General features: G+C 61.5%; 22 protein-coding genes and 2 pseudogenes. 12 read left to right on the top strand and 12 right to left on the bottom strand.

Annotation, left to right across the window (positions count from 1 at the left end):
• Positions 1 to 4: 4 nt before the first annotated feature.
• Positions 5 to 1,285: a serine--tRNA ligase gene (gene serS / locus AC3IP0_RS18360; RefSeq protein ID WP_489316475.1), complete on the top strand. Its 1,281-nt coding sequence runs from the start codon at positions 5 to 7 to the stop codon at positions 1,283 to 1,285.
• Positions 1,286 to 2,680 carry a siroheme synthase CysG gene (gene cysG, locus AC3IP0_RS18355; protein WP_489316474.1) on the top strand — a complete coding sequence of 465 codons (1,395 nt, stop codon included), beginning with the start codon at positions 1,286 to 1,288 and terminating at the stop codon, positions 2,678 to 2,680.
• A gap of 102 nt (positions 2,681 to 2,782) precedes the next feature.
• On the opposite strand, the gene AC3IP0_RS18350 is transcribed toward cysG, so the two are convergent.
• The 9 genes from AC3IP0_RS18350 to AC3IP0_RS18310 all read right to left on the bottom strand — a co-directional run bounded on the left by AC3IP0_RS18350 (position 2,783) and on the right by AC3IP0_RS18310 (position 7,758).
• Positions 2,783 to 3,784 carry a glutathione S-transferase family protein gene (locus AC3IP0_RS18350; RefSeq protein WP_489316473.1) on the bottom strand — a complete coding sequence of 334 codons (1,002 nt, stop codon included), beginning with the start codon at positions 3,782 to 3,784 and terminating at the stop codon, positions 2,783 to 2,785.
• Between the two features lie 91 nt (positions 3,785 to 3,875).
• Positions 3,876 to 4,877 carry a glycosyl transferase family protein gene (locus AC3IP0_RS18345; protein WP_489316472.1) on the bottom strand — a complete coding sequence of 334 codons (1,002 nt, stop codon included), beginning with the start codon at positions 4,875 to 4,877 and terminating at the stop codon, positions 3,876 to 3,878.
• Entirely contained in the window at positions 4,874 to 5,209 is a 336-nt protein-coding gene (locus tag AC3IP0_RS18340; RefSeq protein ID WP_046037873.1) for a TusE/DsrC/DsvC family sulfur relay protein, read from the bottom strand. Before AC3IP0_RS18340 ends, AC3IP0_RS18345 begins: the two co-directional genes overlap by 4 nt.
• Complete coding sequence (gene tusB, locus AC3IP0_RS18335; protein WP_056723797.1) at positions 5,206 to 5,499, bottom strand: sulfurtransferase complex subunit TusB; 294 nt, start codon at positions 5,497 to 5,499, stop codon at positions 5,206 to 5,208. Before tusB ends, AC3IP0_RS18340 begins: the two co-directional genes overlap by 4 nt.
• On the bottom strand, positions 5,499 to 5,861 hold the full coding sequence (gene tusC / locus AC3IP0_RS18330; protein ID WP_489316471.1) for a sulfurtransferase complex subunit TusC: 363 nt from the start codon (positions 5,859 to 5,861) through the stop codon (positions 5,499 to 5,501). Before tusC ends, tusB begins: the two co-directional genes overlap by 1 nt.
• A gap of 1 nt (position 5,862) precedes the next feature.
• Positions 5,863 to 6,255, bottom strand: a complete 393-nt coding sequence (gene tusD, locus AC3IP0_RS18325) for a sulfurtransferase complex subunit TusD (RefSeq protein WP_489319800.1) — start codon at positions 6,253 to 6,255, stop codon at positions 5,863 to 5,865.
• 174 nt (positions 6,256 to 6,429) lie between these two features.
• Positions 6,430 to 7,134: a YoaK family protein gene (locus AC3IP0_RS18320; protein WP_429369037.1), complete on the bottom strand. Its 705-nt coding sequence runs from the start codon at positions 7,132 to 7,134 to the stop codon at positions 6,430 to 6,432.
• A 25-nt stretch (positions 7,135 to 7,159) separates the two neighbouring features.
• Positions 7,160 to 7,489, bottom strand: coding sequence for a DUF6388 family protein (locus tag AC3IP0_RS18315; protein WP_489316470.1), 330 nt, complete (start codon positions 7,487 to 7,489; stop codon positions 7,160 to 7,162).
• Positions 7,490 to 7,509: 20 nt separating this feature from the next.
• On the bottom strand, positions 7,510 to 7,758 hold the full coding sequence (locus tag AC3IP0_RS18310) for a hypothetical protein (protein ID WP_008015571.1): 249 nt from the start codon (positions 7,756 to 7,758) through the stop codon (positions 7,510 to 7,512).
• Positions 7,759 to 7,906: 148 nt separating this feature from the next.
• On the opposite strand from AC3IP0_RS18310, the gene AC3IP0_RS18305 reads away from it, so the two are divergent.
• Entirely contained in the window at positions 7,907 to 8,257 is a 351-nt protein-coding gene (locus tag AC3IP0_RS18305; RefSeq protein WP_489316469.1) for a hypothetical protein, read from the top strand.
• A gap of 131 nt (positions 8,258 to 8,388) precedes the next feature.
• Here the strand turns inward: AC3IP0_RS18305 and AC3IP0_RS18300 are convergent, their stop codons facing one another.
• Entirely contained in the window at positions 8,389 to 8,814 is a 426-nt protein-coding gene (locus AC3IP0_RS18300) for a GNAT family N-acetyltransferase (protein WP_489316468.1), read from the bottom strand.
• A 166-nt stretch (positions 8,815 to 8,980) separates the two neighbouring features.
• Here AC3IP0_RS18300 and AC3IP0_RS18295 point away from each other — a divergent pair, with 166 nt between their 5' ends.
• Positions 8,981 to 9,568 (top strand): NUDIX domain-containing protein, encoded by a 588-nt coding sequence (locus AC3IP0_RS18295; protein WP_489316467.1) that lies wholly within the window; start codon positions 8,981 to 8,983, stop codon positions 9,566 to 9,568.
• Between the two features lie 100 nt (positions 9,569 to 9,668).
• Here AC3IP0_RS18295 and AC3IP0_RS18290 read toward each other — a convergent pair whose 3' ends face one another.
• Positions 9,669 to 10,181, bottom strand: a complete 513-nt coding sequence (locus tag AC3IP0_RS18290; protein ID WP_489316466.1) for a methylated-DNA--[protein]-cysteine S-methyltransferase — start codon at positions 10,179 to 10,181, stop codon at positions 9,669 to 9,671.
• A 136-nt stretch (positions 10,182 to 10,317) separates the two neighbouring features.
• Here AC3IP0_RS18290 and ggt point away from each other — a divergent pair, with 136 nt between their 5' ends.
• Positions 10,318 to 12,045, top strand: a complete 1,728-nt coding sequence (gene ggt / locus AC3IP0_RS18285) for a gamma-glutamyltransferase (protein WP_489325567.1) — start codon at positions 10,318 to 10,320, stop codon at positions 12,043 to 12,045.
• Between the two features lie 69 nt (positions 12,046 to 12,114).
• Positions 12,115 to 12,648, top strand: coding sequence for a cysteine hydrolase family protein (locus AC3IP0_RS18280; protein ID WP_489325565.1), 534 nt, complete (start codon positions 12,115 to 12,117; stop codon positions 12,646 to 12,648).
• 126 nt (positions 12,649 to 12,774) lie between these two features.
• On the opposite strand, the pseudogene AC3IP0_RS18275 reads toward AC3IP0_RS18280, so the two are convergent.
• A pseudogene (locus AC3IP0_RS18275) lies at positions 12,775 to 12,984 on the bottom strand (hypothetical protein); the annotation flags it as partial.
• Here AC3IP0_RS18275 and AC3IP0_RS18270 point away from each other — a divergent pair.
• From AC3IP0_RS18270 to AC3IP0_RS18245, 6 genes and pseudogenes are all read left to right on the top strand, one after another.
• Positions 12,922 to 13,245 (top strand): annotated as a pseudogene (locus AC3IP0_RS18270) (carbon-nitrogen hydrolase family protein); the annotation flags it as partial. The pseudogenes AC3IP0_RS18275 and AC3IP0_RS18270 overlap by 63 nt on opposite strands.
• Before the next feature lie 80 nt (positions 13,246 to 13,325).
• Complete coding sequence (locus AC3IP0_RS18265; RefSeq protein WP_489319799.1) at positions 13,326 to 14,348, top strand: helix-turn-helix transcriptional regulator; 1,023 nt, start codon at positions 13,326 to 13,328, stop codon at positions 14,346 to 14,348.
• A 201-nt stretch (positions 14,349 to 14,549) separates the two neighbouring features.
• Positions 14,550 to 16,346 (top strand): amidohydrolase, encoded by a 1,797-nt coding sequence (locus AC3IP0_RS18260; protein WP_489327816.1) that lies wholly within the window; start codon positions 14,550 to 14,552, stop codon positions 16,344 to 16,346.
• A gap of 18 nt (positions 16,347 to 16,364) precedes the next feature.
• Positions 16,365 to 18,104, top strand: coding sequence for an amidohydrolase (locus AC3IP0_RS18255; protein ID WP_489316464.1), 1,740 nt, complete (start codon positions 16,365 to 16,367; stop codon positions 18,102 to 18,104).
• A 108-nt stretch (positions 18,105 to 18,212) separates the two neighbouring features.
• Complete coding sequence (locus tag AC3IP0_RS18250; RefSeq protein WP_458371049.1) at positions 18,213 to 18,953, top strand: TorF family putative porin; 741 nt, start codon at positions 18,213 to 18,215, stop codon at positions 18,951 to 18,953.
• 46 nt (positions 18,954 to 18,999) lie between these two features.
• Complete coding sequence (locus AC3IP0_RS18245; RefSeq protein WP_489325563.1) at positions 19,000 to 20,388, top strand: purine-cytosine permease family protein; 1,389 nt, start codon at positions 19,000 to 19,002, stop codon at positions 20,386 to 20,388.
• The last annotated feature ends 25 nt before the right edge of the window (positions 20,389 to 20,413 follow it).

The following is a 20,413-nucleotide window of genomic DNA, read 5'->3' as shown; positions in this document are numbered from 1 at the left end:
CGACATGCTCGATTCCAAACTGTTACGTAGCAACCTTCAGGACGTAGCGGACCGCCTGGCATCCCGTGGCTATACCCTGGATGTTGCGCGCATCGAAGCGCTGGAAGAACAGCGCAAGACCGTCCAGACCCGCACCGAAGCACTGCAGGCTGAGCGTAATGCGCGTTCCAAATCCATCGGTCAGGCCAAGCAGCGCGGCGAAGACATCGCGCCGCTGATGGCGGACGTCGAGCGCATGGCGGGCGAATTGAGCACCGGTAAAGTCGAACTGGACGCGATCCAGAGCGAACTGGACTCGATCCTGCTGGGTATCCCCAACCTGCCGCACGAATCCGTGCCAATCGGTGATGACGAAGACGGCAACGTCGAAGTGCGTCGCTGGGGTACCCCGACGGCGTTCGATTTCCCGGTTCAGGACCACGTCGCCCTGGGCGAGAAATTCGGCTGGCTGGACTTCGAAACCGCCGCCAAGCTGTCCGGCGCCCGTTTCGCCCTGCTGCGCGGCCCGATTGCCCGTCTGCATCGCGCCCTGGCGCAGTTCATGATCAACCTGCATGTCACCGAGCACGGCTACGAAGAGGCCTACACGCCTTATCTGGTCCAGGCCCCGGCGCTGCAAGGCACCGGCCAGTTGCCGAAGTTCGAAGAAGACCTGTTCAAGATCGCGCGCGAAGGCGAAGCCGACCTGTACCTGATCCCGACCGCCGAAGTGTCGCTGACCAACATCGTCGCCGGCGAAATCGTCGACTCGAAACTGCTGCCGATCAAGTTCGTCGCCCACACTCCGTGCTTCCGCAGCGAAGCCGGCGCATCGGGCCGCGATACCCGCGGCATGATCCGCCAGCACCAGTTCGACAAGGTTGAAATGGTGCAGATCGTCGAGCCGTCGCAGTCGATGGAAGCGCTGGAAGGCCTGACCGCCAACGCCGAGAAAGTCCTGCAACTGCTGGAACTGCCTTACCGCACCCTGGCGCTGTGCACCGGCGACATGGGCTTCAGCGCGGTCAAGACCTACGACCTGGAAGTGTGGATCCCGAGCCAGGACAAGTACCGCGAAATTTCGTCGTGCTCCAACTGCGGCGACTTCCAGGCCCGTCGCATGCAAGCGCGTTTCCGCAACCCGGAAACCGGCAAGCCGGAACTGGTGCACACCCTGAACGGCTCCGGTCTTGCAGTCGGTCGTACCCTGGTGGCGGTGCTCGAGAACTATCAGCAGGCCGACGGTTCGATCCGTGTGCCTGAGGTCCTCAAGCCGTACATGGGTGGCCTCGAGGTTATCGGCTAAATGAACTATCTGCCGCTGTTTCACAGCCTTCGCGGCAGTCGTGTGTTGGTCGTCGGCGGGGGGGAGATTGCCTTGCGCAAATCCCGTCTGCTGGCCGATGCCGGTGCGCTGCTGCGGGTGGTTGCACCTGAAATCGAAGCGCAGCTGCGCGAACTGGTTGCCGGCAGCGGTGGCGAGTGCCTGCTACGTGGCTACGCCGAGGCGGATCTGGACGGTTGCGGGCTGATCATTGCCGCCACCGACGACGAAGCGCTGAACGCACAAGTCTCCGCCGATGCCCATCGACGTTGCGTACCGGTCAACGTGGTGGACGCGCCAGCCCTGTGCAGCGTGATCTTCCCGGCCATCGTCGACCGTTCTCCGTTGATCATTGCAGTGTCCAGCGGCGGCGATGCGCCGGTGCTGGCGCGTTTGATCCGCGCCAAGATCGAAACCTGGATTCCTTCCACCTACGGTCACCTGGCCGGGCTGGCGGCGCGTTTCCGTCATCAGGTCAAAGGCCTGTTTCCGGATGTGCAGCAGCGTCGGGCGTTCTGGGAAGATGTTTTCCAGGGACCGATTGCCGACCGCCAGCTCGCCGGGCAGGGCGGTGAAGCCGAGCGCTTGCTCCAGGCGAAAATCGATGGCGAAGCCCCAGTGGCGACCGGTGAGGTCTATCTGGTGGGCGCAGGGCCAGGTGACCCCGACCTGCTGACGTTCAAGGCATTGCGTCTGATGCAGCAAGCCGACGTGGTGCTGTACGACCGTTTGGTGGCGCCAGCGATTCTCGAACTGTGCCGTCGCGATGCCGAGCGGGTTTACGTCGGCAAGCGCCGAGCCGATCACGCGGTGCCGCAGGATCAGATCAACCAGCAATTGGTGGACCTGGCCAAGCAGGGTAAGCGTGTGGTGCGATTGAAGGGCGGTGATCCGTTCATCTTCGGTCGTGGTGGTGAGGAGATCGAAGAACTGGCGGCCCATGGCATCCCGTTCCAGGTCGTGCCGGGGATCACGGCGGCCAGTGGTTGCGCGGCCTATGCCGGGATTCCGCTGACTCACCGCGATTATGCGCAGTCGGTGCGCTTCATCACTGGCCACCTCAAGGACGGCTCCAGTGATTTGCCATGGGCCGACCTGGTCGCGCCAGCGCAAACCCTGGTGTTCTACATGGGGCTGGTGGGCTTGCCGATGATCTGCGAACAGTTGATCAAGCATGGTCGCGCCGCCGATACCCCGGCGGCACTGATCCAGCAGGGCACCACAGTCAACCAGCGGGTGTTTACCGGCACCCTGGCGGACCTGCCACGTCTGGTGGCGGAGCATGAAGTGCATGCGCCGACCTTGGTGATCGTTGGTGAAGTGGTGCAACTGCGCGAGAAACTGGCGTGGTTTGAAGGGGCTCAGGGGCAGGTCTGATTACTGCGTTCGCTGTTGCAAAAAGATCGCAGCCTTCGGCAGCTCCTACATGGGTAAGGTGTACACCCTGTAGGAGCTGCCGAAGGCTGCGATCTTTTGCTTTTAACGCTTTTTCCAAACCCCTTTCCCGCTCAACCGCTCCCGATCATGGGCCGCGGTAAAGTCCTGCTCCGGCCCTTTCGGCACCACACCCGTCGGATTGATAGTGCGGTGGCTGGCGTAGTAGTGGTTCTTGATGTGGGTGAAATCCACCGTCTCGGCAACCCCCGGCCACTGATAAATCTCCCGCAGCCAGTTCGACAGGTTCGGATAATCCGCGATCCGCCGCAGGTTGCACTTGAAGTGCCCGTAGTACACCGCATCGAAGCGAATCAGCGTGGTGAACAGGCGGATGTCCGCTTCGGTCAGGTACTCGCCAGCCAGATAGCGGTTGGCGCCCAGCAGCAGCTCCAGGCGGTCCAGTTCGGCAAACACCTCATCGAAGGCTTGTTCATAAGCCTGTTGCGAGGTGGCAAAGCCTGCGCGGTACACGCCATTGTTGACCGCCGGGTAAATCCGCTCGTTCAACGCATCGATCTCTCCGCGCAGTGGCGCCGGGTAGAAGTCCAGGTCGTTACCGGTCAGATCGTCGAAGGCGCCATTGAACATGCGGATGATTTCCGATGATTCATTGTTGACGATGCGCTTGTGCTGTTTGTCCAACAGCACCGGTACGGTGACGCGGCCGGTGTGGTCGGCGGTGTCGGCGGTGTAGCGCTGGTGCATGAAGTCGAAGTGATCGAGCTTGTCGCCGGTCGAACCGAGGGTCTGGTCGAAGGTCCAGCCGTTTTCCAGCATCAACCAACTGACCACCGAAACGTCGATCAGGTTTTCCAGACCCTTGAGTTTGCGCAGGATCAGCGTGCGATGAGCCCACGGACAGGCCAGGGACACGTACAGGTGATAGCGTCCGGGCTCGGCTGCAAAACCGCCGACGCCGGTCGGTCCCGGCTTGCCGTCAGCGGTCAACCAGTTGCGACGTTGCGCCTGTTCACGCTGGAACGCGCCGTCCTTGCTGCTTTCGTACCACTTGTCCTGCCAGCGGCCATCAACTAACAAACCCATGTTCAAGACTCCCGAAACCCATAATCGATGGAGTCGAGTCTATTCCGATGAGTTCGAACAAAAAGCGCAAAGATCGGGCGAGAATGATCGATTAAATCGATTTGTCCCGCGCAGCCCAGTATTTTTCAGCGGTTTCGAACGCCTGTTCGCGGCTCTGTCCCAAGCCACGAAGGGCGAGGGCCATGGTCGAGATCAGGGCCATTTGCGGGTAGCTGTCGACCACATCGCCACGCCAGACCGCTTTCAAATGTTCAGGATCAAGCGAGGCAGGTTTGACGTGACGCTGCGCCGACAACTGCGGCCATTCCTCGTCCCAACTAACGCCGCCGGTGGTGCCGTACAGGTGGCTGTCGGCGTCCGGGTTGATCTCGATCTCGCCGCCATCGCCCTTGATCACGATGGCGGTGTCACCCAGCAGGCCGCTGGCATCGCGGTGCACCGTCTGATAACCCGGGTGGAAAATGCTCTGCAGGCCACAACGGGCGCCCAGCGGATTGAGAATCCGCGCCAGGGAGTGGATCGGCGAGCGCAGGCCCAGGGTGTTGCGCAGGTCGATCATGCGTTGCAACTGGGGCGCCCAGTCCATCAATGGCATGAAGGCCAGGCCGCCGTTATCCAGCGCCGAACCCACCTGTTGCCAGTTGCGGCACAGCGGGATGTTCAATTCGCCCAGCAGTTGTTCGCTGTACAAGCGACCGGCCGTGTGGGCGCCGCCACCGTGCATGAAAATCCGCACACCGTTTTGCGCCAGGCACTTGGCTGCCAGCAGATACCACGGCAAGTGCCGCTTCTTGCCGGCATAGGTCGGCCAGTCCAGATCCACCGCCAGAGCCGGAGGATTCAGGCGTTCGCGCAAGGCTTCGGTGAAGCCTGCCATTTCCTCGGCGCTTTCTTCCTTGTGCCGCAACAGCATCAGGAATGCGCCGAGTTGGGTTTCCTCGACCTTTTCATCGAACACCATGCCCATGGCTTCGCGGGCTTCGACCCGGGTCAAATCGCGGGCGCCGCGCTTGCCTTTGCCAAGGATCCGCACGAACTGGGCGAACGGATGCTCGGCGGGCGTTTCGAGTGTCAGTGCTGGGTAATCGGTCATAAGCAATTCGTCGGTTTGGGCAGGCCCGCCAGTTTCGCGGCGAGTTTGGCGGGAGTGCCTTTGAACAGTCGGTTCAGGTGCAGGCTGTTGCCTTTTTCCGGGCCGAGTTTCAGGGCGGTGTACTTGATCAACGGGCGGGTGGCCGGTGACAGCTGGAATTCGGCGTAGAAACTGCGCAGCAGTTCGAGGACTTCCCAGTGTTCGGGCGTCAACTCGATGTCTTCAGCAGCCGCCAGGGCACTGGCCACATCGGCGGACCAGTCACTTAGTTCGACCAGGAAACCGTCCTTGTCCAGCTCGATGGCGCGGGCGCCGACCGTCAATGCATTCATAGCCAACTGTTGACCTTGTCGTAGTGAATCGACAGTTCGACGAAGGCCGGGTAATCGATGGCTTTGGCCCAGTCTGGAACCGCAAGCGCGCGGGCCTGGGCATCTTCAGCCAGGACGAACAGCTTCAGGCCACGTGCGCTGAGCGCCGTGAACGGCGCGGTGCCTGGCTGCAACGCATAGGCTGCATCTCCGGACAACAGCAACCCGTCGTTGGCGCCGATCACGCGCAGGCAACTGGTCAGGCGTTCGTCGCCGAACGGGGAATGAGACAACACATGCAAGGTCGACATCAGAGGGTGATCACCTGGTCGTAACGGTCAATGAGGGCGGTGATTTCGTGGGCGGCCAACACCTGGGCTTCTTCCAGCGACAGGTCGCTCGGGTCCAGGCCGCGCTGGGCGATGCTGTCGCCGCAGGCAAACAGTTCCTCGACACCGAACATCGGCAGGGCTTGCAGGTTGGCGCTCAGGTCTTTCTGTTGCAGGGCCTTGGCGTTCTGACCGGCGGCCAGCTGGAACACGCCGTCATCGAGAAACAACAGGCCGATCGGCAGATCGAAGGCGCCGCCGGCGAGTACGATATCCAGCGCTTCCCGCGCGCCCGGGCCGGACCATGGCGATTGGCGGCTGATGATCAACAAGGATTTGGCCATGTCATGCGCCTCCGAAACAGATCAGACGGTCGGCATCCTGCGCGGCGTCATGCAATTGGCCGAGGCCGGACAATTCCCACGGCGCACCGACGGCAACCGCCTCGCGCTGATAGCGCTTGGCTTCTTCTTCATTCAACACGCCACGACGCAGGGCGGCGGCGATGCACACCACGCCATCGAGTTGATGGTCGCTGACGAATGCCTGCCATTGCTTGGGCAAGTCCAGTTCATCCTGGGGCGTGACCACGCTGCCGGACGCGTTGTAGACGCCATCCTGGTAGAAAAACAACCGGACAATCTCGTGCCCGCCGGCCAGCGCGGCCTGGGCGAACAGCAGGGCGCGGCGCGAGGAGGGCGCATGGGCGGCGGAAAATACGGCGATGGCGAACTTCATGACGGACTCGATCAGCGAAACTGCGGCCATGATAATGCTTTATCGGCGGGGCGGCGAAGGGCGTTTTCCGATCCAATCGTAGGAGCTGCCGAAGGTTGCGATCTTTTTACGATGCTTATTTGAAACCAGATCAAAAGATCGCAGCCTTCGGCAGCTCCTACACAGACCGAGGCATTAACGCGGCATATACCCCAACTGCCAGCGCCGCGGGATCTTCAACGACAACACCCCGAGCCCGGCAGCCAGCAGGCCACTGGCAAACAACGCCTTGAGCCCCAGGTGATGTTCCAGCACGGCACCGAGTACCGCGCCGGCGAACATGCCGGTCCAGGGGATCAGTTGCACGCGCCAGCCGTTACGGCGCTCACCGAGCATCCAGCGGCCCAGTCCGCGGCCGAAACGCGACAGGGCACCGGTGACGTAGGTCAGGCCCACCGGCAGGCCGTTCACTTCTTCCACGGCGGCATTGAGCATGCCCATTGCAATGATCGCCGCCAGCAGAGCTGGCAGCTGCGCGTCATAAGGCCAGGCCGCGGCGGCGCACAGCAGGGTGGCAATGCACAACAGCAGCGGCAGGGCCCGGCGGCCACCCAGTCGGCTGACGATAATACCCAGCGCGTTACCGACGATGAAGGTGGCGACGAGGATCACCAGGCGCAGAGTCAACCCAAGGTCGCCAGCACTGATGGCGACCGCCATCCGGGTGGTATTGCCGCTCATGAACGAGACGAAGTCGCCGCTGGCCATGAAGCCGATGGCGTCCGTCATACCGGCGAGTACCGAGAGCATGGCCACCAGGCTCAGGCCTATGCGCCCGCGCCATTTCTGCGTGTGCAAGTGACCGGGGCTGGCGTGGGTCCTGGCGGTGTTGGGCAGCATCGGCGATGGTATCCCTGAACAGTGATTACGGTTTTATCCCATTCAACTCGCAATATTCCTGCCAGTCCATGCCGGCCATTTCCGCCACTTCCCGGTGCACTTCAATGCGCTGCGCCTCATAGTCCCCGGGTGTGGCAGCGGTTAACTGCAACGTCAGTTCCCAGGCGAACAACTGCTGGCGTTCTGCTTCAGCTTCAAACGCTTCGTGCAGCCGTTCCTCACGATACTGTGCCGCCGTTACACCCTTGGCCTGAGCCAACAGCGGGTTGAGGTGGTCGAGTTCTTCGCGCAACTCGGGGCGCGTATCGAGAAACCTCTTGAGTGCTTGCTCATGCTGCAGTTCGGTTGCCGCCATGGTCGCTCCTTGAGAACGGATTACGAGGATTGCTTCTTGCTGGCCTTGGCCGCTGCCGCCAGGCATTCGAGGGCAAACTGTTCGGTGTAGGTCATCTGGATCGGCGTGGTTTCGCCTTTGACGGTTCTTTCGCCGTCGAGGATGTAGCGAATCCGCTTGTCGGTGACACCGATTCGCTTGGCAATCCAGGAAGGCGTCTGACCGATCTGGCTGATCAGCTTGTCGGCATATTCAGTGCTCGGTTTGTAGAACTCGGCATTAGGTGTCATCAGATTTCCAGTCAGGAGTGCGATGGGGCGTTATTGGCGCGACAGGGTGCGCGAATCGTTGCGCGCTGTCGCGGTATAAATGCAGTAAAGCAGAACGATACGGGCTGCCGGGGTGATAAAGTCCGCTTTTTCTCGATGAGTGAATGCAATGCGAATTCTGATGGTGGCGCTGGCCCTGACGTTGCTGGCGGGATGCGCCGGCTCGGTGATGAACGACGCCCGCACCAAGGCCCCGTACAAGACCCTGAACTCGGAAAAGCCGGGAAAAGACGTCGCCCAGTGCGTGCAGTTTTCCTGGCAGGACGAGACCGTGTTCGGCGTCGATGCCGCTGCCTATTTGCAACCGGGGGAGAAGGGCGGCACGACGGTTTACACCCGTTCGGCGGAGTCCTTCGTCGACGTGTCCACCGATGCCTCGGGCACGGTGTTGAGCTACTACGCACAGAAGGACGATTTCGTGGCCAGGCGCCGGTTGGCGGCGTTGGCGACTTGCCTGTGATTTGAAGGCATGTTGCATTACCCCTGTGGGAGCGAGCCTGCTCGCGAAGACGTAGTGTCAGTCGCTATCAATGTTGGCTGATATACCGCTTTCGCGAGCAGGCTCGCTCCCACAGTGGTTCTGTGTGTTGGTCAGTAGCTCAGGCGCTTCTGGAAGAAGAAGTGCTTGTGGCCCGGCGGGTAATCGGCAATGTGCCCGATCTCGCTGTAGCCGCATTTCTTGTAGAACTCCGGCGCCTGGAATTCGAAGGTGTCGAGCCACAGCCCGACGCAGCGCCGTTCCCGCGCCAGGTCTTCGGCCATCTGCATCAGTTTCGAACCCAGGCCCTGTCCCCGGGCCTGTTCCGGCACCACCAGCAAGTCGATGTACAGCCACTGGTAAAACAATCGGCCATGCAGGCCGCCGAGGATCTCGTCGTTGTCGTCGCGCACCAGCAAGGCGATGTGCTCAGGCACGTTACCTTCGGCCTTCGAGCCGTTGTAGGCGCGCAGCGGTTTGAGGATGGCCTGGCGTTGTTCATCCGTGGGGTTATGCGACAGTTCGATACGCAGGTTCATGGCTATATCCTTATGGCATTGAAGCCGCAGCCTATCCCGGTTGCAGCGATTGTTCCATCCCCGGAAAAGTTGAACCGTCACCAACGCGCAGCTTGCCTGAGGGGGCAAAGGCTGTCCTTTTTCACTTAACATATGGACCCTCAGACAAATAACAGGACGCGTTGTCATGTCGAACACAGCCGAGCGGGTCAACATCCTTGAGTCTCAGGTGTTGTCCCACGACTGGTACCTGCTCAAGAAAATCACCTTCGATTACCAACGCAACAACGGCGAGTGGCAACGCCAGGTCCGGGAGGTCTACGACCGAGGCAATGGCGCGGCGATTCTGCTGTACAACCGCGAAAAGAAAACCGTGGTGCTGACCCGGCAATTTCGCTTGCCGGTGTTCGTCAACGGTCACGATGGGCTGTTGATCGAAGTGGCGGCGGGGCTGCTGGAAGGCGCGGCGCCTGAAGACCGCATCCGCGATGAAGCGGAGGAAGAGACGGGTTACCGCGTGCACCATGTGCAGAAGGTCTTCGAGGCGTACATGAGCCCCGGTTCGGTGACGGAAAAACTGCACTTCTTCATTGCCGAATACGATGCGAAGTCGAAAGTCAGCGACGGTGGCGGGCTGGAGGCGGAAACCGAAGAGCTGGAAGTGCTGGAGTGGGCGTTCGAGGACGCGCTCGAAGCGTTTTACCGCGGCGAAATCTGCGACGCCAAGACCATCATGCTGTTGCAGTATGCGGCGATGAAAGACCTCTTCAATTAAACGAAAACTTCCGTAGGAGTTGCCGCAGGCTGCGATCTTTTGATCTTGCTTTTGAAAAGCACAGATCGCAGCCTGCGGCAGCTCCTACAAAATCAAAAGATCAAAAGCCTGGCAGGCGTGCCGTGCCGGGCCATTGCCCACCCTCCAGCGTCAGTAACAACTCCTTCGCCTCAAGCCCGCCGGCAAACCCGGTGAGCTTGCCCGACGCGCCGATCACCCGATGACAGGGCGCGACAATCGAAATCGGGTTCTTGCCATTCGCCGCACCCACCGCCCTGACCGCCGCCGGGTTGCCGATCTGTTCGGCGATCTGGCTGTAGCTGCGGGTCTCGCCGAACGGGATGGTCAGCAGCGCCGCCCAGACCTTCTTCTGAAATGCCGTGCCGGCAAAATCCAGATCCAGTTCGAAGCGATCGCGGGTGCCGGAAAAATATTCGCGTAGCTGCGCAGCCGTGCGCACCAGGATCGGATTGTCCGGCACTTCGCTCATCGGTCCCAGGCGCACCCGGCCGGGTTTGTCGTTTTCCCAGAGGATGGCCGCCAGTCGTGAACCGTTCGCGACCAGCTTCAACTGGCCCACAGGTGAAGCCACAGTGGTGCAGGTATAGGTCATGCCAGGGCTCGCGCAAAATTGCTGAACAGGCGTTAAGGATACTGTCTCGACGGGGAGGCGCAATACGTAATCCCGACCATACTTGGCAACGGCTTTTGAAACGTTTCCCTGTTTAATAACAAGAAGAGACCGACTCATGAAGTACGAACCTTTTGCCAAATCGCTGATTGCGACCTCGTTGGCGCTCAGCTGCCTGACCGCCCACGCCGCCTCCGTGGCCCCGGCTACCGGGGAAAACGGCATGGTGGTCACGGCCCAACACCTGGCCAGTCATGTCGGTGTGGATGTGCTCAAGAACGGCGGCAACGCCGTGGATGCGGCGGTCGCGGTCGGCTATGCGCTGGCGGTGGTGTACCCCGCGGCAGGCAACCTCGGCGGCGGTGGTTTCATGACCATTCAACTGGCGGACGGGCGCAAGACCTTCCTCGACTTCCGTGAAAAAGCCCCGTTGGCCGCTACCGCCAACATGTACCTGGACAAGGAGGGCAATGTCGTTCCCGATCTGAGTACCCGTGGCCACCTGGCCGTGGGCGTGCCGGGCACCGTTTCGGGCATGGAACTGGCGCTGTCCAAGTACGGCACCAAGCCGCGTAAGGAAATCATCGCCCCGGCCATCAAGCTGGCCGAAGACGGTTTCGTGCTGGAGCAGGGGGATGTCGATCTGCTGGACTACGCCACTGACATGTTCAAGAAGGACATCAAGGATTCCGGCTCGATCTTCTTGAGCAACGGCGAGCCGATGCAGGTCGGCCAGAAACTGGTACAAAAGGACCTGAGCAAGACCCTGCGGGAGATCTCCGAGAAAGGCGCCGACGGTTTCTATAAAGGTTGGGTGGCCGACGCCATCGTCACCTCCAGCCAGGCCAACAAGGGCATCATCACCCAGGCCGACCTCGACAAATACAAGACCCGTGAACTGGCGCCCATCGAGTGCGACTACCGTGGCTACCACGTGGTTTCCGCACCGCCACCGAGCTCCGGCGGCGTGGTGATCTGCGAAATCATGAACATCCTCGAAGGCTATCCGATGAAGGACCTGGGCTACCACTCGGCCCAGGGCATGCACTATCAGATCGAGGCCATGCGCCACGCCTATGTGGACCGCAACAGCTACCTGGGCGACCCGGATTTCGTGAAGAACCCGATTGCCCACCTGCTGGATAAAAACTACGCGACCAAGCTGCGCGAGGCGATCAAGCCACAAAAAGCCGCGGTATCCAGCGAACTCAAGCCCGGCGTAGCGCCCCATGAAGGCAGCAACACCACCCATTATTCCATCGTCGACAAGTGGGGCAACGCGGTGTCGGTGACCTACACCCTCAACGACTGGTTCGGTGCCGGCGTAATGGCGAGCAAGACCGGGGTCATCCTCAACGATGAAATGGACGACTTCACCTCGAAGATCGGCGTACCGAACATGTACGGCCTGGTGCAGGGCGAGGCCAACGCCATCGCGCCCGGCAAGGCGCCGCTGTCGTCCATGAGCCCGACCATCGTCACCAAGGACGGCAAAGTGGTGATGGTGGTCGGCACTCCGGGCGGCAGCCGCATCATCACCGCGACCTTGCTGACCATGCTCAACGTGATCGACTACGGCATGAACATCCAGGAAGCGGTGGATGCACCGCGTTTTCACCAGCAGTGGCTGCCGGAGGAAACCAACCTGGAAGCCTTCACCACCAGCCCGGACACGGTGAAAATCCTCGAAAGCTGGGGCCACAAGTTCGCCGGTCCACAGGATGCCAACCACCTGGCGGCGATCCTGGTCGGCGCGCCCTCCCTGGGTGGCAAGCCGGTAGGCAAGAACCGTTTCTACGGAGCGAACGACCCACGGCGGAACACCGGGTTGTCGCTGGGTTATTGAGGCTTGTGTCCGGAGGGGGACGGGCTTATGTTCGTCCCCTGATCCATCGACGATTCAAGGAAGGAAATCATGACCACCGCGTTGTTAATCATCGACGTCCAACAGGCTTTGTGTTCCGGTGAGTACGAGTGCTTCGAGATTGGACGAGTCATCAACACCATCAATGACCTGTCTGCCCGGGCGCGTAAGGCCGCAGTGCCCGTGGTGCTGATCCAGCACGAAGAAGCGGGCAGCCCACTGGCGCATGACGCTGCTGGTTGGCAACTGGCCGAAGGGCTGGAAACTTCGCCCAAGGACCACCGCGTGCGCAAGACCACCGGGGATTCTTTCTACCAGACCAACCTGCAAAAACTGTTGCCGAAGGAGGACTTCGAGCGCCTGGTCATCTGCGGCCTGCAGACCGATTATTGCGTCAACGCCACCGTGCGCCAGGCCCTGAAACTGGGCTACGACGTGGTGCTGGCGGGCGATGCACACTCCACCGTAGACAACGGCAACCTGACCGCCGAAGACATCATTGCCGAGCACAACAAGGACCTGAAGCGCCTGACCGGTTCCGTGGCGCGGATTGATGTGATACCGGCCAAGGACATCCATTTCTGAACCCACCACATCCCCCCTGTGGGAGCGAGCCTGCCCGCGAAAGCATTGGGTCAGTCAACATCAATATTGACTGTGGCGACGCCTTCGCGAGCAAGTCGGATCGCCGCACCGCCGCTCCCACAGGACCTACACCGCTCCGAAAATCTCGATCAGCTCGTTCAGGAACGCACTCACCAGATCCCGCTGCCGCGCCGAATGCCGCACCGCCGCGTGAAAGCTGACTTCATAGCGCAACAGATCCGGGTTCAGCGGGTGTAACTGTCCCAGCTGTTTTGGCCCGACGGCCCGCGACGGCAAACCGAGCGCCCGGCCGAAGTGCTGCGGGTGCAGGCCAACGCCTCGGTCAACCGCATGTTCATCGCCGCCTGTGATCGCTATGGCCATGAACGCGGGGTCGGCTGGGTCCAGGGTTCGGTCATCGTCGATGCCGACGGCTACCCATTGGCCGGGCCGGCGGAGCAGGGCGGCGAGCAGATGTTGCTGGCCACCCTGAACCTCGCCGAGGCGCGCAACAAACGCATCAGTGCCCGCAACGACCTGCATCAGGACCGCAGGCCACAGCTGTACGGGCGCTGCACAGCACTTTGTAACCGATGATGTCATTGCGTGCTGGACGCCCGTCACGGGCCTATGGCATCGTCGAAACCAAAGGCCATGAAGTGAACGGGATCGCAATGATGGGGGAGGGAAATAGAGTCGACGGTGACGCGACGATGGTCACGCTCAAGGCGTTCAATCATTGCGTATTGCACCTTGGCCAGCTGGCGCGGGAGAGCGGGGCGTCGCGATTCATCGCCGACGGCCTGCAGGCATTCGGTCAATTGGTGCCCTTCGCGTCTGCCTGGTGGGGCGAGATGTCGACGCCAGGCCCTGATGTTCCCCTCCAGAGCTGGATGCACGGCAGCATCAATCTCCCCGAATCCTTTGCCGCCGAATGGCATCCGGTGGCGGCAAACGATCAGTTCTCCCACGCCACGCTCAATCGTCCTGGTGAGGTGGTGCGCGACAACGGTTTCAACGACCCGTGCGAGGCGGTCAACGATTTCGCCCGGCGCTACGATCTCTACCACTTGATGAGCATCACCTATGAGCTGCCCGAAAGCGGCCTGATGTTTTTCGTCTGCCTCTACCGTGGCCTGGAGGAACAGGCGTTCAAGGAGAGCGAAGCCGAGCTGTTTTCGGCATTTTGCGATCACCTGTTCCAGCTGTGGCGGTTCCAGGTGCAGGACATGATCCGTTTCGATAGCGAAAACGGCGCGAGTGATTTTGGCGTCGCGCGCATGGACGGCAGCCTGCTGTATGTGGGCGCCAGGTTGTGCGCCGCCATTCAACGGGAATTACCCGGCTGGAGTGGTTCAATGCTGCCGGGCGAGGTGATCGCGCAACTGTCTAAGGCGCCCTGCGTGATCCGCCTGGGCCGCTGCGCCCTGACCCTGAGCCCCAACGCCGGACACGTCATCCTGTCCCTGGAAGCACCCTCTGGTGGGGACGGCCTGGCGCCACGGGAACGCACGGCAGCGATGCTGTTCGCCGCCGGCCACTCCTACAAGGAAATCGCCAAAATGCTCGCCCTGAGCCCCGCGACCGTGCGCACCTATTTGCGTAACTGCTACTTGCAGCTGGGTGTGAAAAGCAAGGTGGAGCTCGGTTCGGCCCTACGTTCGCCGGGTGCGCTGGCGGAGTCCGTGCGCCGGGATTAATCCCAGCCGTTTCAATTATTTGCCTTACCCCTCCTCATTTGCAGAGGTCCATTCGAACGCTGCGCCCTATAGGGTAGGCCCTGTCTATCAGGGGCTGGCGCAGTCGCTTCGGGCCGCTTCAAAACAATAAGAACAGGGGTGAGGCATTTGAGACTTTCCAGGCTTTTTGTCGCCGTTGCGGCGACGACGGCATTTTCCGGCATGGCGTTGGCGGCGACACCCGCCGACACGGTCATGCGCAATGGCTACGTCTACACCGTCGATGGCCAGGATTCCGTGCAGCAGGCCATTGCCATTTCGGGCGGCAAGATCGTCTATGTCGGCAGCGATGCCGGGGTCGACGCCTACATCGGCAAGCAAACGCAACTGATCGACCTGGCCGGGCGCATGTTGATGCCGGGCTTCGTCGATGCGCACATGCACCCGGGGGATGGCGGTCGCGCCATGACCTTGTGCGACCTGAAATACCAGACCATGACCCGCGCGCAGTTTCAGGCGAGCATCCAGGCCTGCCTCGATGCCGAAAAGGACAAGGGCCCGGACGTGTGGCTGGAAGTCGGCAGCTGGGACCGCATGGGCATGACCGGGCTTGACGGCGACGCGGACAAATCGACCCTGGACGCGCTCAAGACCAAGCGTCCGATCCAGGTGCGTTCCACCGACTTCCATACCGTGCTGACCAACTCTCGCGGCCTGGAACTGGCCGGCATCAACAAGAACACCGCCGACCCCGAAGACGGCAAATACCGACGCGACAGCGCCGGCAACCCGAACGGCATCTGTGAAGACGGCGCCGCCGAATCGTTGGCCGCCGTGGTGCCGCCTGCGACCGACGCGGAAAAACTCAATCAGGTTCGTGCAGCCCTCGACGCCATGCGCCGGCAAGGCATCACCAGTTTCATGGATGCGCTGTCCGGTCCGGAAAACGGCAAAGCCTTCACCAGCCTGCAAAAGTCCGGCGAACTCACCGCCCGGGCCTTGCTGGCGATCAAGCTGGACCCGGCCGCCGCTGCCGCCGATCCGGTGAAAACCATCGCCGAGGCCAAGGCCCTGGCCAGCACCTATGACCAGGGCGAGGTGAACGTCGCGCCGGGCGTGAACATGCGCCACGTCAAACTGTTCATGGACGGCATCATCAATGCCCCGGCGGACACCGGCGCCATGTTGACCCCATACCTGCACAACAGCGGCACCGACAAGGCGCCGAAGTGGACGCCGGGCAAGAACCTGGGCGAACTGTACTTCCCGCCGCAAGTGCTCAATCCATTGTTGCTGCAAGCGGTCAAGGCCGGTTTCGATCCGCACCTGCACGCCACCGGCGAGCGCGCGGTACGCGATGCACTGGACAGCGTCGCCTACGTACGCAAGGAACTGCCCGGTCAAGACTTCCGCCCGGCCATCGCCCACGCCGAGTCAGTCGATCCTGCCGACTATTCACGCTTCAAGGCACTGGACGTCACGGCCACCATGTCGTTCCAGTGGGCACAGCAGGCACCGTCCACGGTCGACGGCACCAGTGATCACCTTGGCGCCGAGCGATTCGAACGCATGGAGCCCTCGGGCAGCATCGCCCATGCCGGCGGTCGAGTGGCGTTTGGTAGCGATTGGCCGGTCGATCCGCTGGATGAGTTCCTGGCGCTGAAAGTCGGTGTCACCCGCTCCGGCGACCCGACCAATCCGCACAGCTATGGCCCCAAATATGCCGGGCGACTCAACGCCGATCCGACTCTGTCGCGAGCCGAAGCGCTGCGCAGCATCACCCTCAGCTCCGCCGAACAGCTGAAGCTGGATGCGGTGCTGGGTTCGGTCGAAGTCGGCAAGTTCGCTGACCTGATCGTGCTCGACAAGAATTTCATGCAGGTGCCCGAGGAGGAGCTGGGCCGCAATGACGTGCTGCTGACGCTGGTCGGCGGCAAGGTCGTGTGGGCCAAGGCGCCGTTCCTGGGGCTTGCGCCACACGTGGTTTCCCAAGCGGTTACTTCCCGATCCGCCCCATAAAAACTAGAGAGCGTTCCGATGCGATTGATTCCAAACCTGTTGGCCGCCGCGCTGGCCTTGTCGTCGGTGCAGGCCATGGCCGCCGCTGACCTGGTGTTGTTCAACGGCAAGGTCTTTACCGCCGAACCCGGCCAGGCGCTGGTGCAGGCTGTTGCGGTGCAAGACGGCAAGATTCTGAAAGTGGGCAGCGATGCCGAAATCAATGCCCTGGCCGATGCCAAGACCCAGCGCATCGACCTGGCGGGCAAAGTGTTGATGCCGGGCATGATCGACACCCACAGCCACCCGGTCTCGGGCGCTTTCGACAGCATGAAGGCCAACCTGCTGGACGAGGTCAAACCCTTGCCGGAACTGGAGCAATGGTTGATCGAAGAAGACAAGGCCGGACGTGCCCGGTCTGGTGATGTGATCAGCGTGGCCGGGGTCAGTTCGGCCTACTGGGAGAAGAGCCGTGAACTGGGCAAGGTGTTCAACCAGGGACGCTGGGCCGATCAGCCTATCGTCTTCAGCGGCATTGACGGGCACACCGGTTGGGCCAACAACGCGATGCTCAAGCGGCTGAACATCGACGCGGCACTGGTCAAGAGCCTGCCGGAGAAAGAGCGCAGCTTCGTCGGCCATGAAGCGGACTTCACCCCTAACGGCTACTTTGCCGAATCCCGCTGGGACGTGGTGCGCAACGGTATTCCGGCGCCCAGCCCGGAGGCCATGCTCAAGGCCGCTCGCGAGGCGGTGAAGATCAACAATCAATTCGGCGTCACCGCCTGGATGGACGCGGCGGCGAACGGCGGCAGTGAAGATTCGCTGTTCGATTTCCATGCCACCGCCGAAAGTGTCGGCGTGCTGCCGCTGTACAAGGAGCTGGCGCAGAACGGCGAACTCAGCGCCCACGTCGCCGCGTTGATGGTCACCAACCCGAAGAGCAAACCCGCCGACCTGGAGGTGATCGCCACGGTGATGAAGCAATTCGAGGGCGTGCCTAACCTGACGTTCCCCGGCGTGAAGATATTTGTCGACGGTATTCTCGAGTTCCCGGGACAAACGGCGGCGGTCGTCGTGCCGTACAAGAACAGCCACAAGGACGGTCAACTGCTGACCGACCCGGCGCACTTCGGTGAACTGGTGGTGGCGGCGGAAAAACGCGGCTGGATCGTGCACATGCATGCCGTCGGTGACCGCGCGGTGCGTGAAGCGCTCAATGGCGTGGCGTATGCGCGCAAGCTCAGCCCGACGCCCGTACCCCACAGCGTCGCGCACCTGCAACTGGTCAATCCCAAGGAGTTTCCACGCTTCAAAGAACTGGGCGTGATCGCTTCGATGCAACTGCTGTGGGCCACCGGCGAGTCCTACACCGTCGAACTGGTCAAGCCTTACATCAGCGCCTTTGCCTACGGTTACCAGTATCCCGCGCGGTCCCTGCATAACGCCGGCGCGACGATTGCCGGTGGCAGCGACTGGCCGGTGTCGAGCGCCAACCCGTTCAACGCGATTGCCCAGGCCAGCACACGCAAAGGTCCGTTGGGCGTACTCAATGCCAAGGAAAGCATCGACCGCCAGACCATGTTCTACGCCTACACCATCAACGCGGCGAAAACCCTGCGCCTGGAGCAGCAGATCGGTTCGCTGGCACCGGGCAAGCAGGCCGACCTGATCATCCTCGACCGCGATGTGTTCAAGGTCAGCGATGACGAGCTGTTCGAAACCAAAGTCCTGAACACCTTCTTCGCCGGCAAGCAGGTCTACGCCCCCGCGTCCTGACCTGCGTACACCCAGCACACGCAAAAAATTGCCAGCCCCTCGTAGCGCGAGGGGCCTGGCTTCGCCATGCCTGAAATTCCCCGTACGCCATAACAACAAGAGAACTGTATGAACGCACTTTCAGCATTGACCCTCGCGACACTGGCACTGATCCCCCTGACCAGCCAGGCCCTGACCCTCAACGATGATTTCAGCCTGGAGATGACCCTGGGCGTCGTCAGCGATTACCGCACCCGGGGCATCTCGCAGACCCTGGGCGATCCGGCGGTGCAGGGCGGCGCAACGCTGCTGCACAGCAGCGGCCTGTACATCGGTGCCTGGACCTCCAACGTCGATTTCGGCGGCGGCTTCGACACCCGGCAGGAGCGTGAGTACTACGCCGGTTACTACTGGCAGGCCACGGACGCCATCAGCCTGGACCTGGGCTACATCAAGTACGACTACCCGAAAAATTCCGAATTCAACCTCAGCGAGGCGTACGCCGTCCTCGACCTGTACGGCGTGAAGCTGGGTGCCTATTACTCCAAGGACACACCGAACTTCTTCGGCGAGGACCAGGACACCCTTTACACCTACGTGGGCTACAAAATCGATTTGCCGGCCGAAGTCGGCCTGGATTTGCGCTTTGGGCGCAACGATGTGAATGACCCCGCGTTCTGGTCCGCCAATGGCGATAGCCGTGAGTCTTACTACGAGTGGGAAGCCAAGCTGACCCGCGACTTCGTCGGCGTGACCTGGGGGCTGAGCTATGTCGACACCGACTTGTCGAAAAGCGAGTGCAGCAGTTGGTACGGCTATGACGACCTCTGTTCGGCGACAGTTGTAGCCAGCGCAACCAAGACCTTTTGAATTCCGTCCCTGACAACAAAAACAGTTCCACAAAGGAAACACCGTCATGAGTGCGCAACGCAGTCCCCTGATCGAGACCCGCTCGATCGATTTCATTCCCGAGGCTGAGCGACACGGCAGTCTCTACAGCCAGTTCACCCTGTGGCTCGGCGCCAACCTGCAAATCACCGCCATCGTCACCGGCGCCCTGGCCGTGGTGCTGGGCGGCGATGTGTTCTGGTCGCTGATCGGTTTGCTGATCGGGCAAGTGCTCGGCGGTGCCGTGGTGGCGCTGCACGCGGCGCAAGGGCCGAAGCTCGGCTTACCGCAGATGATCTCCAGCCGCGTGCAGTTCGGGGTGTATGGCGCGGCGATCCCGATTGTCCTGGTGTGCCTGATGTACCTGGGTTTCAGCGCCACCGGCGCGGTGTTGTCGGGGCAGGCGATCGCGCAGTTGATCAGTGTCAGCGACAGCACCGGCATCCTGATTTTCGCGGCGTGCATCGCGTTCCTGACGATCTTCGGTTATCGGGTGATTCACCTGGTCGGGCGGGTGACCAGCGTGCTGGGCATCATCGCCTTCGCCTACCTGTTCACCCGGTTGATGACCCTCAACGACATCGGCCTGCTGCTCGACAATCGTCACTTTGGCTGGAGCACCTTCCTGCTGGCGGTTTCGCTCTCGGCGTCCTGGCAGATCGCCTTCGGCCCTTACGTTGCGGACTACTCGCGCTACTTGCCGAGCAAGACTTCGTCGTGGAAAACCTTCACCGCCGTGGGCCTCGGCACAGTGCTGGGGGCTCAGACTTCGATGGTGCTGGGGGTGTTCGCCGCGGCACTGGCCGGGGCCAATTTCCGTGGGCACGAAGTGGCGACCATTGTCGGCCTGGGCAGTAGTGGTGTGATCGCGTCCTTGCTGTACCTGAGCATTGTGTTCGGCAAGGTCACGGTGTCCACCCTCAATGCCTACGGCAGTTTCATGTGCATCGCCACCATCATCAGTGGCTTTCGTCGTCGCCTGGAAATCACCGCCCGCCAGCGCATGCTGTTTGTGCTGCTGATCGTCGCGGCGTCCACCGCACTGGCATTGCTGGGGCAGTACTCGTTCCTCAACTCGTTCAAGTACTTCATCCTGTTTTTGCTGACGTTCTTCACCCCGTGGAGTGCGATCAACCTGGTGGATTACTACTTCATCAACAAGGAGCGTTACGACGTTCCGGCACTGTCCGACCCGAACGGTCGCTACGGTCGCTGGAACGTGCTGGGGATCAGCGTCTATGTGATCGGCGTGTTGATCCAGTTGCCCTTTGTCGACACCCATTTCTATTCCGGGCCGATGGTTGCGCAGTTGGGCGGCGTGGATATTTCATGGATCGTCGGGCTGCTGGTGCCGGGTGTGATCTATTACGCGCTGGCCAAGCCGTCGATGAGTGCGGTGGTGGTTGAGCGGGGTTAATAGCGGCATTTGTGGCGAGGGAGCT

This window comes from Pseudomonas sp. GL_103 (assembly GCF_057835175.1).
The sequence above is the reverse complement of the archived record's forward strand: the minus strand, read 5'-3'. Positions and strand labels throughout refer to the sequence as shown.

What these genes read in the sequence shown, in the direction of transcription:
- serS (WP_489316475.1), top strand. Translation starts at nt 5, where the DNA reads ATGCTCGATTCCAAACTGTTACGTAGCAACCTTCAGGACGTAGCGGAC.
- cysG (WP_489316474.1), top strand. Translation starts at nt 1,286, where the DNA reads ATGAACTATCTGCCGCTGTTTCACAGCCTTCGCGGCAGTCGTGTGTTG.
- AC3IP0_RS18350 (WP_489316473.1), bottom strand. Translation starts at nt 3,784, where the DNA reads ATGGGTTTGTTAGTTGATGGCCGCTGGCAGGACAAGTGGTACGAAAGC.
- AC3IP0_RS18345 (WP_489316472.1), bottom strand. Translation starts at nt 4,877, where the DNA reads ATGACCGATTACCCAGCACTGACACTCGAAACGCCCGCCGAGCATCCG.
- AC3IP0_RS18340 (WP_046037873.1), bottom strand. Translation starts at nt 5,209, where the DNA reads ATGAATGCATTGACGGTCGGCGCCCGCGCCATCGAGCTGGACAAGGAC.
- tusB (WP_056723797.1), bottom strand. Translation starts at nt 5,499, where the DNA reads ATGTCGACCTTGCATGTGTTGTCTCATTCCCCGTTCGGCGACGAACGC.
- tusC (WP_489316471.1), bottom strand. Translation starts at nt 5,861, where the DNA reads ATGGCCAAATCCTTGTTGATCATCAGCCGCCAATCGCCATGGTCCGGC.
- tusD (WP_489319800.1), bottom strand. Translation starts at nt 6,255, where the DNA reads ATGAAGTTCGCCATCGCCGTATTTTCCGCCGCCCATGCGCCCTCCTCG.
- AC3IP0_RS18320 (WP_429369037.1), bottom strand. Translation starts at nt 7,134, where the DNA reads ATGCTGCCCAACACCGCCAGGACCCACGCCAGCCCCGGTCACTTGCAC.
- AC3IP0_RS18315 (WP_489316470.1), bottom strand. Translation starts at nt 7,489, where the DNA reads ATGGCGGCAACCGAACTGCAGCATGAGCAAGCACTCAAGAGGTTTCTC.
- AC3IP0_RS18310 (WP_008015571.1), bottom strand. Translation starts at nt 7,758, where the DNA reads ATGACACCTAATGCCGAGTTCTACAAACCGAGCACTGAATATGCCGAC.
- AC3IP0_RS18305 (WP_489316469.1), top strand. Translation starts at nt 7,907, where the DNA reads ATGCGAATTCTGATGGTGGCGCTGGCCCTGACGTTGCTGGCGGGATGC.
- AC3IP0_RS18300 (WP_489316468.1), bottom strand. Translation starts at nt 8,814, where the DNA reads ATGAACCTGCGTATCGAACTGTCGCATAACCCCACGGATGAACAACGC.
- AC3IP0_RS18295 (WP_489316467.1), top strand. Translation starts at nt 8,981, where the DNA reads ATGTCGAACACAGCCGAGCGGGTCAACATCCTTGAGTCTCAGGTGTTG.
- AC3IP0_RS18290 (WP_489316466.1), bottom strand. Translation starts at nt 10,181, where the DNA reads ATGACCTATACCTGCACCACTGTGGCTTCACCTGTGGGCCAGTTGAAG.
- ggt (WP_489325567.1), top strand. Translation starts at nt 10,318, where the DNA reads ATGAAGTACGAACCTTTTGCCAAATCGCTGATTGCGACCTCGTTGGCG.
- AC3IP0_RS18280 (WP_489325565.1), top strand. Translation starts at nt 12,115, where the DNA reads ATGACCACCGCGTTGTTAATCATCGACGTCCAACAGGCTTTGTGTTCC.
- AC3IP0_RS18265 (WP_489319799.1), top strand. Translation starts at nt 13,326, where the DNA reads ATGGGGGAGGGAAATAGAGTCGACGGTGACGCGACGATGGTCACGCTC.
- AC3IP0_RS18260 (WP_489327816.1), top strand. Translation starts at nt 14,550, where the DNA reads ATGGCGTTGGCGGCGACACCCGCCGACACGGTCATGCGCAATGGCTAC.
- AC3IP0_RS18255 (WP_489316464.1), top strand. Translation starts at nt 16,365, where the DNA reads ATGCGATTGATTCCAAACCTGTTGGCCGCCGCGCTGGCCTTGTCGTCG.
- AC3IP0_RS18250 (WP_458371049.1), top strand. Translation starts at nt 18,213, where the DNA reads ATGAACGCACTTTCAGCATTGACCCTCGCGACACTGGCACTGATCCCC.
- AC3IP0_RS18245 (WP_489325563.1), top strand. Translation starts at nt 19,000, where the DNA reads ATGAGTGCGCAACGCAGTCCCCTGATCGAGACCCGCTCGATCGATTTC.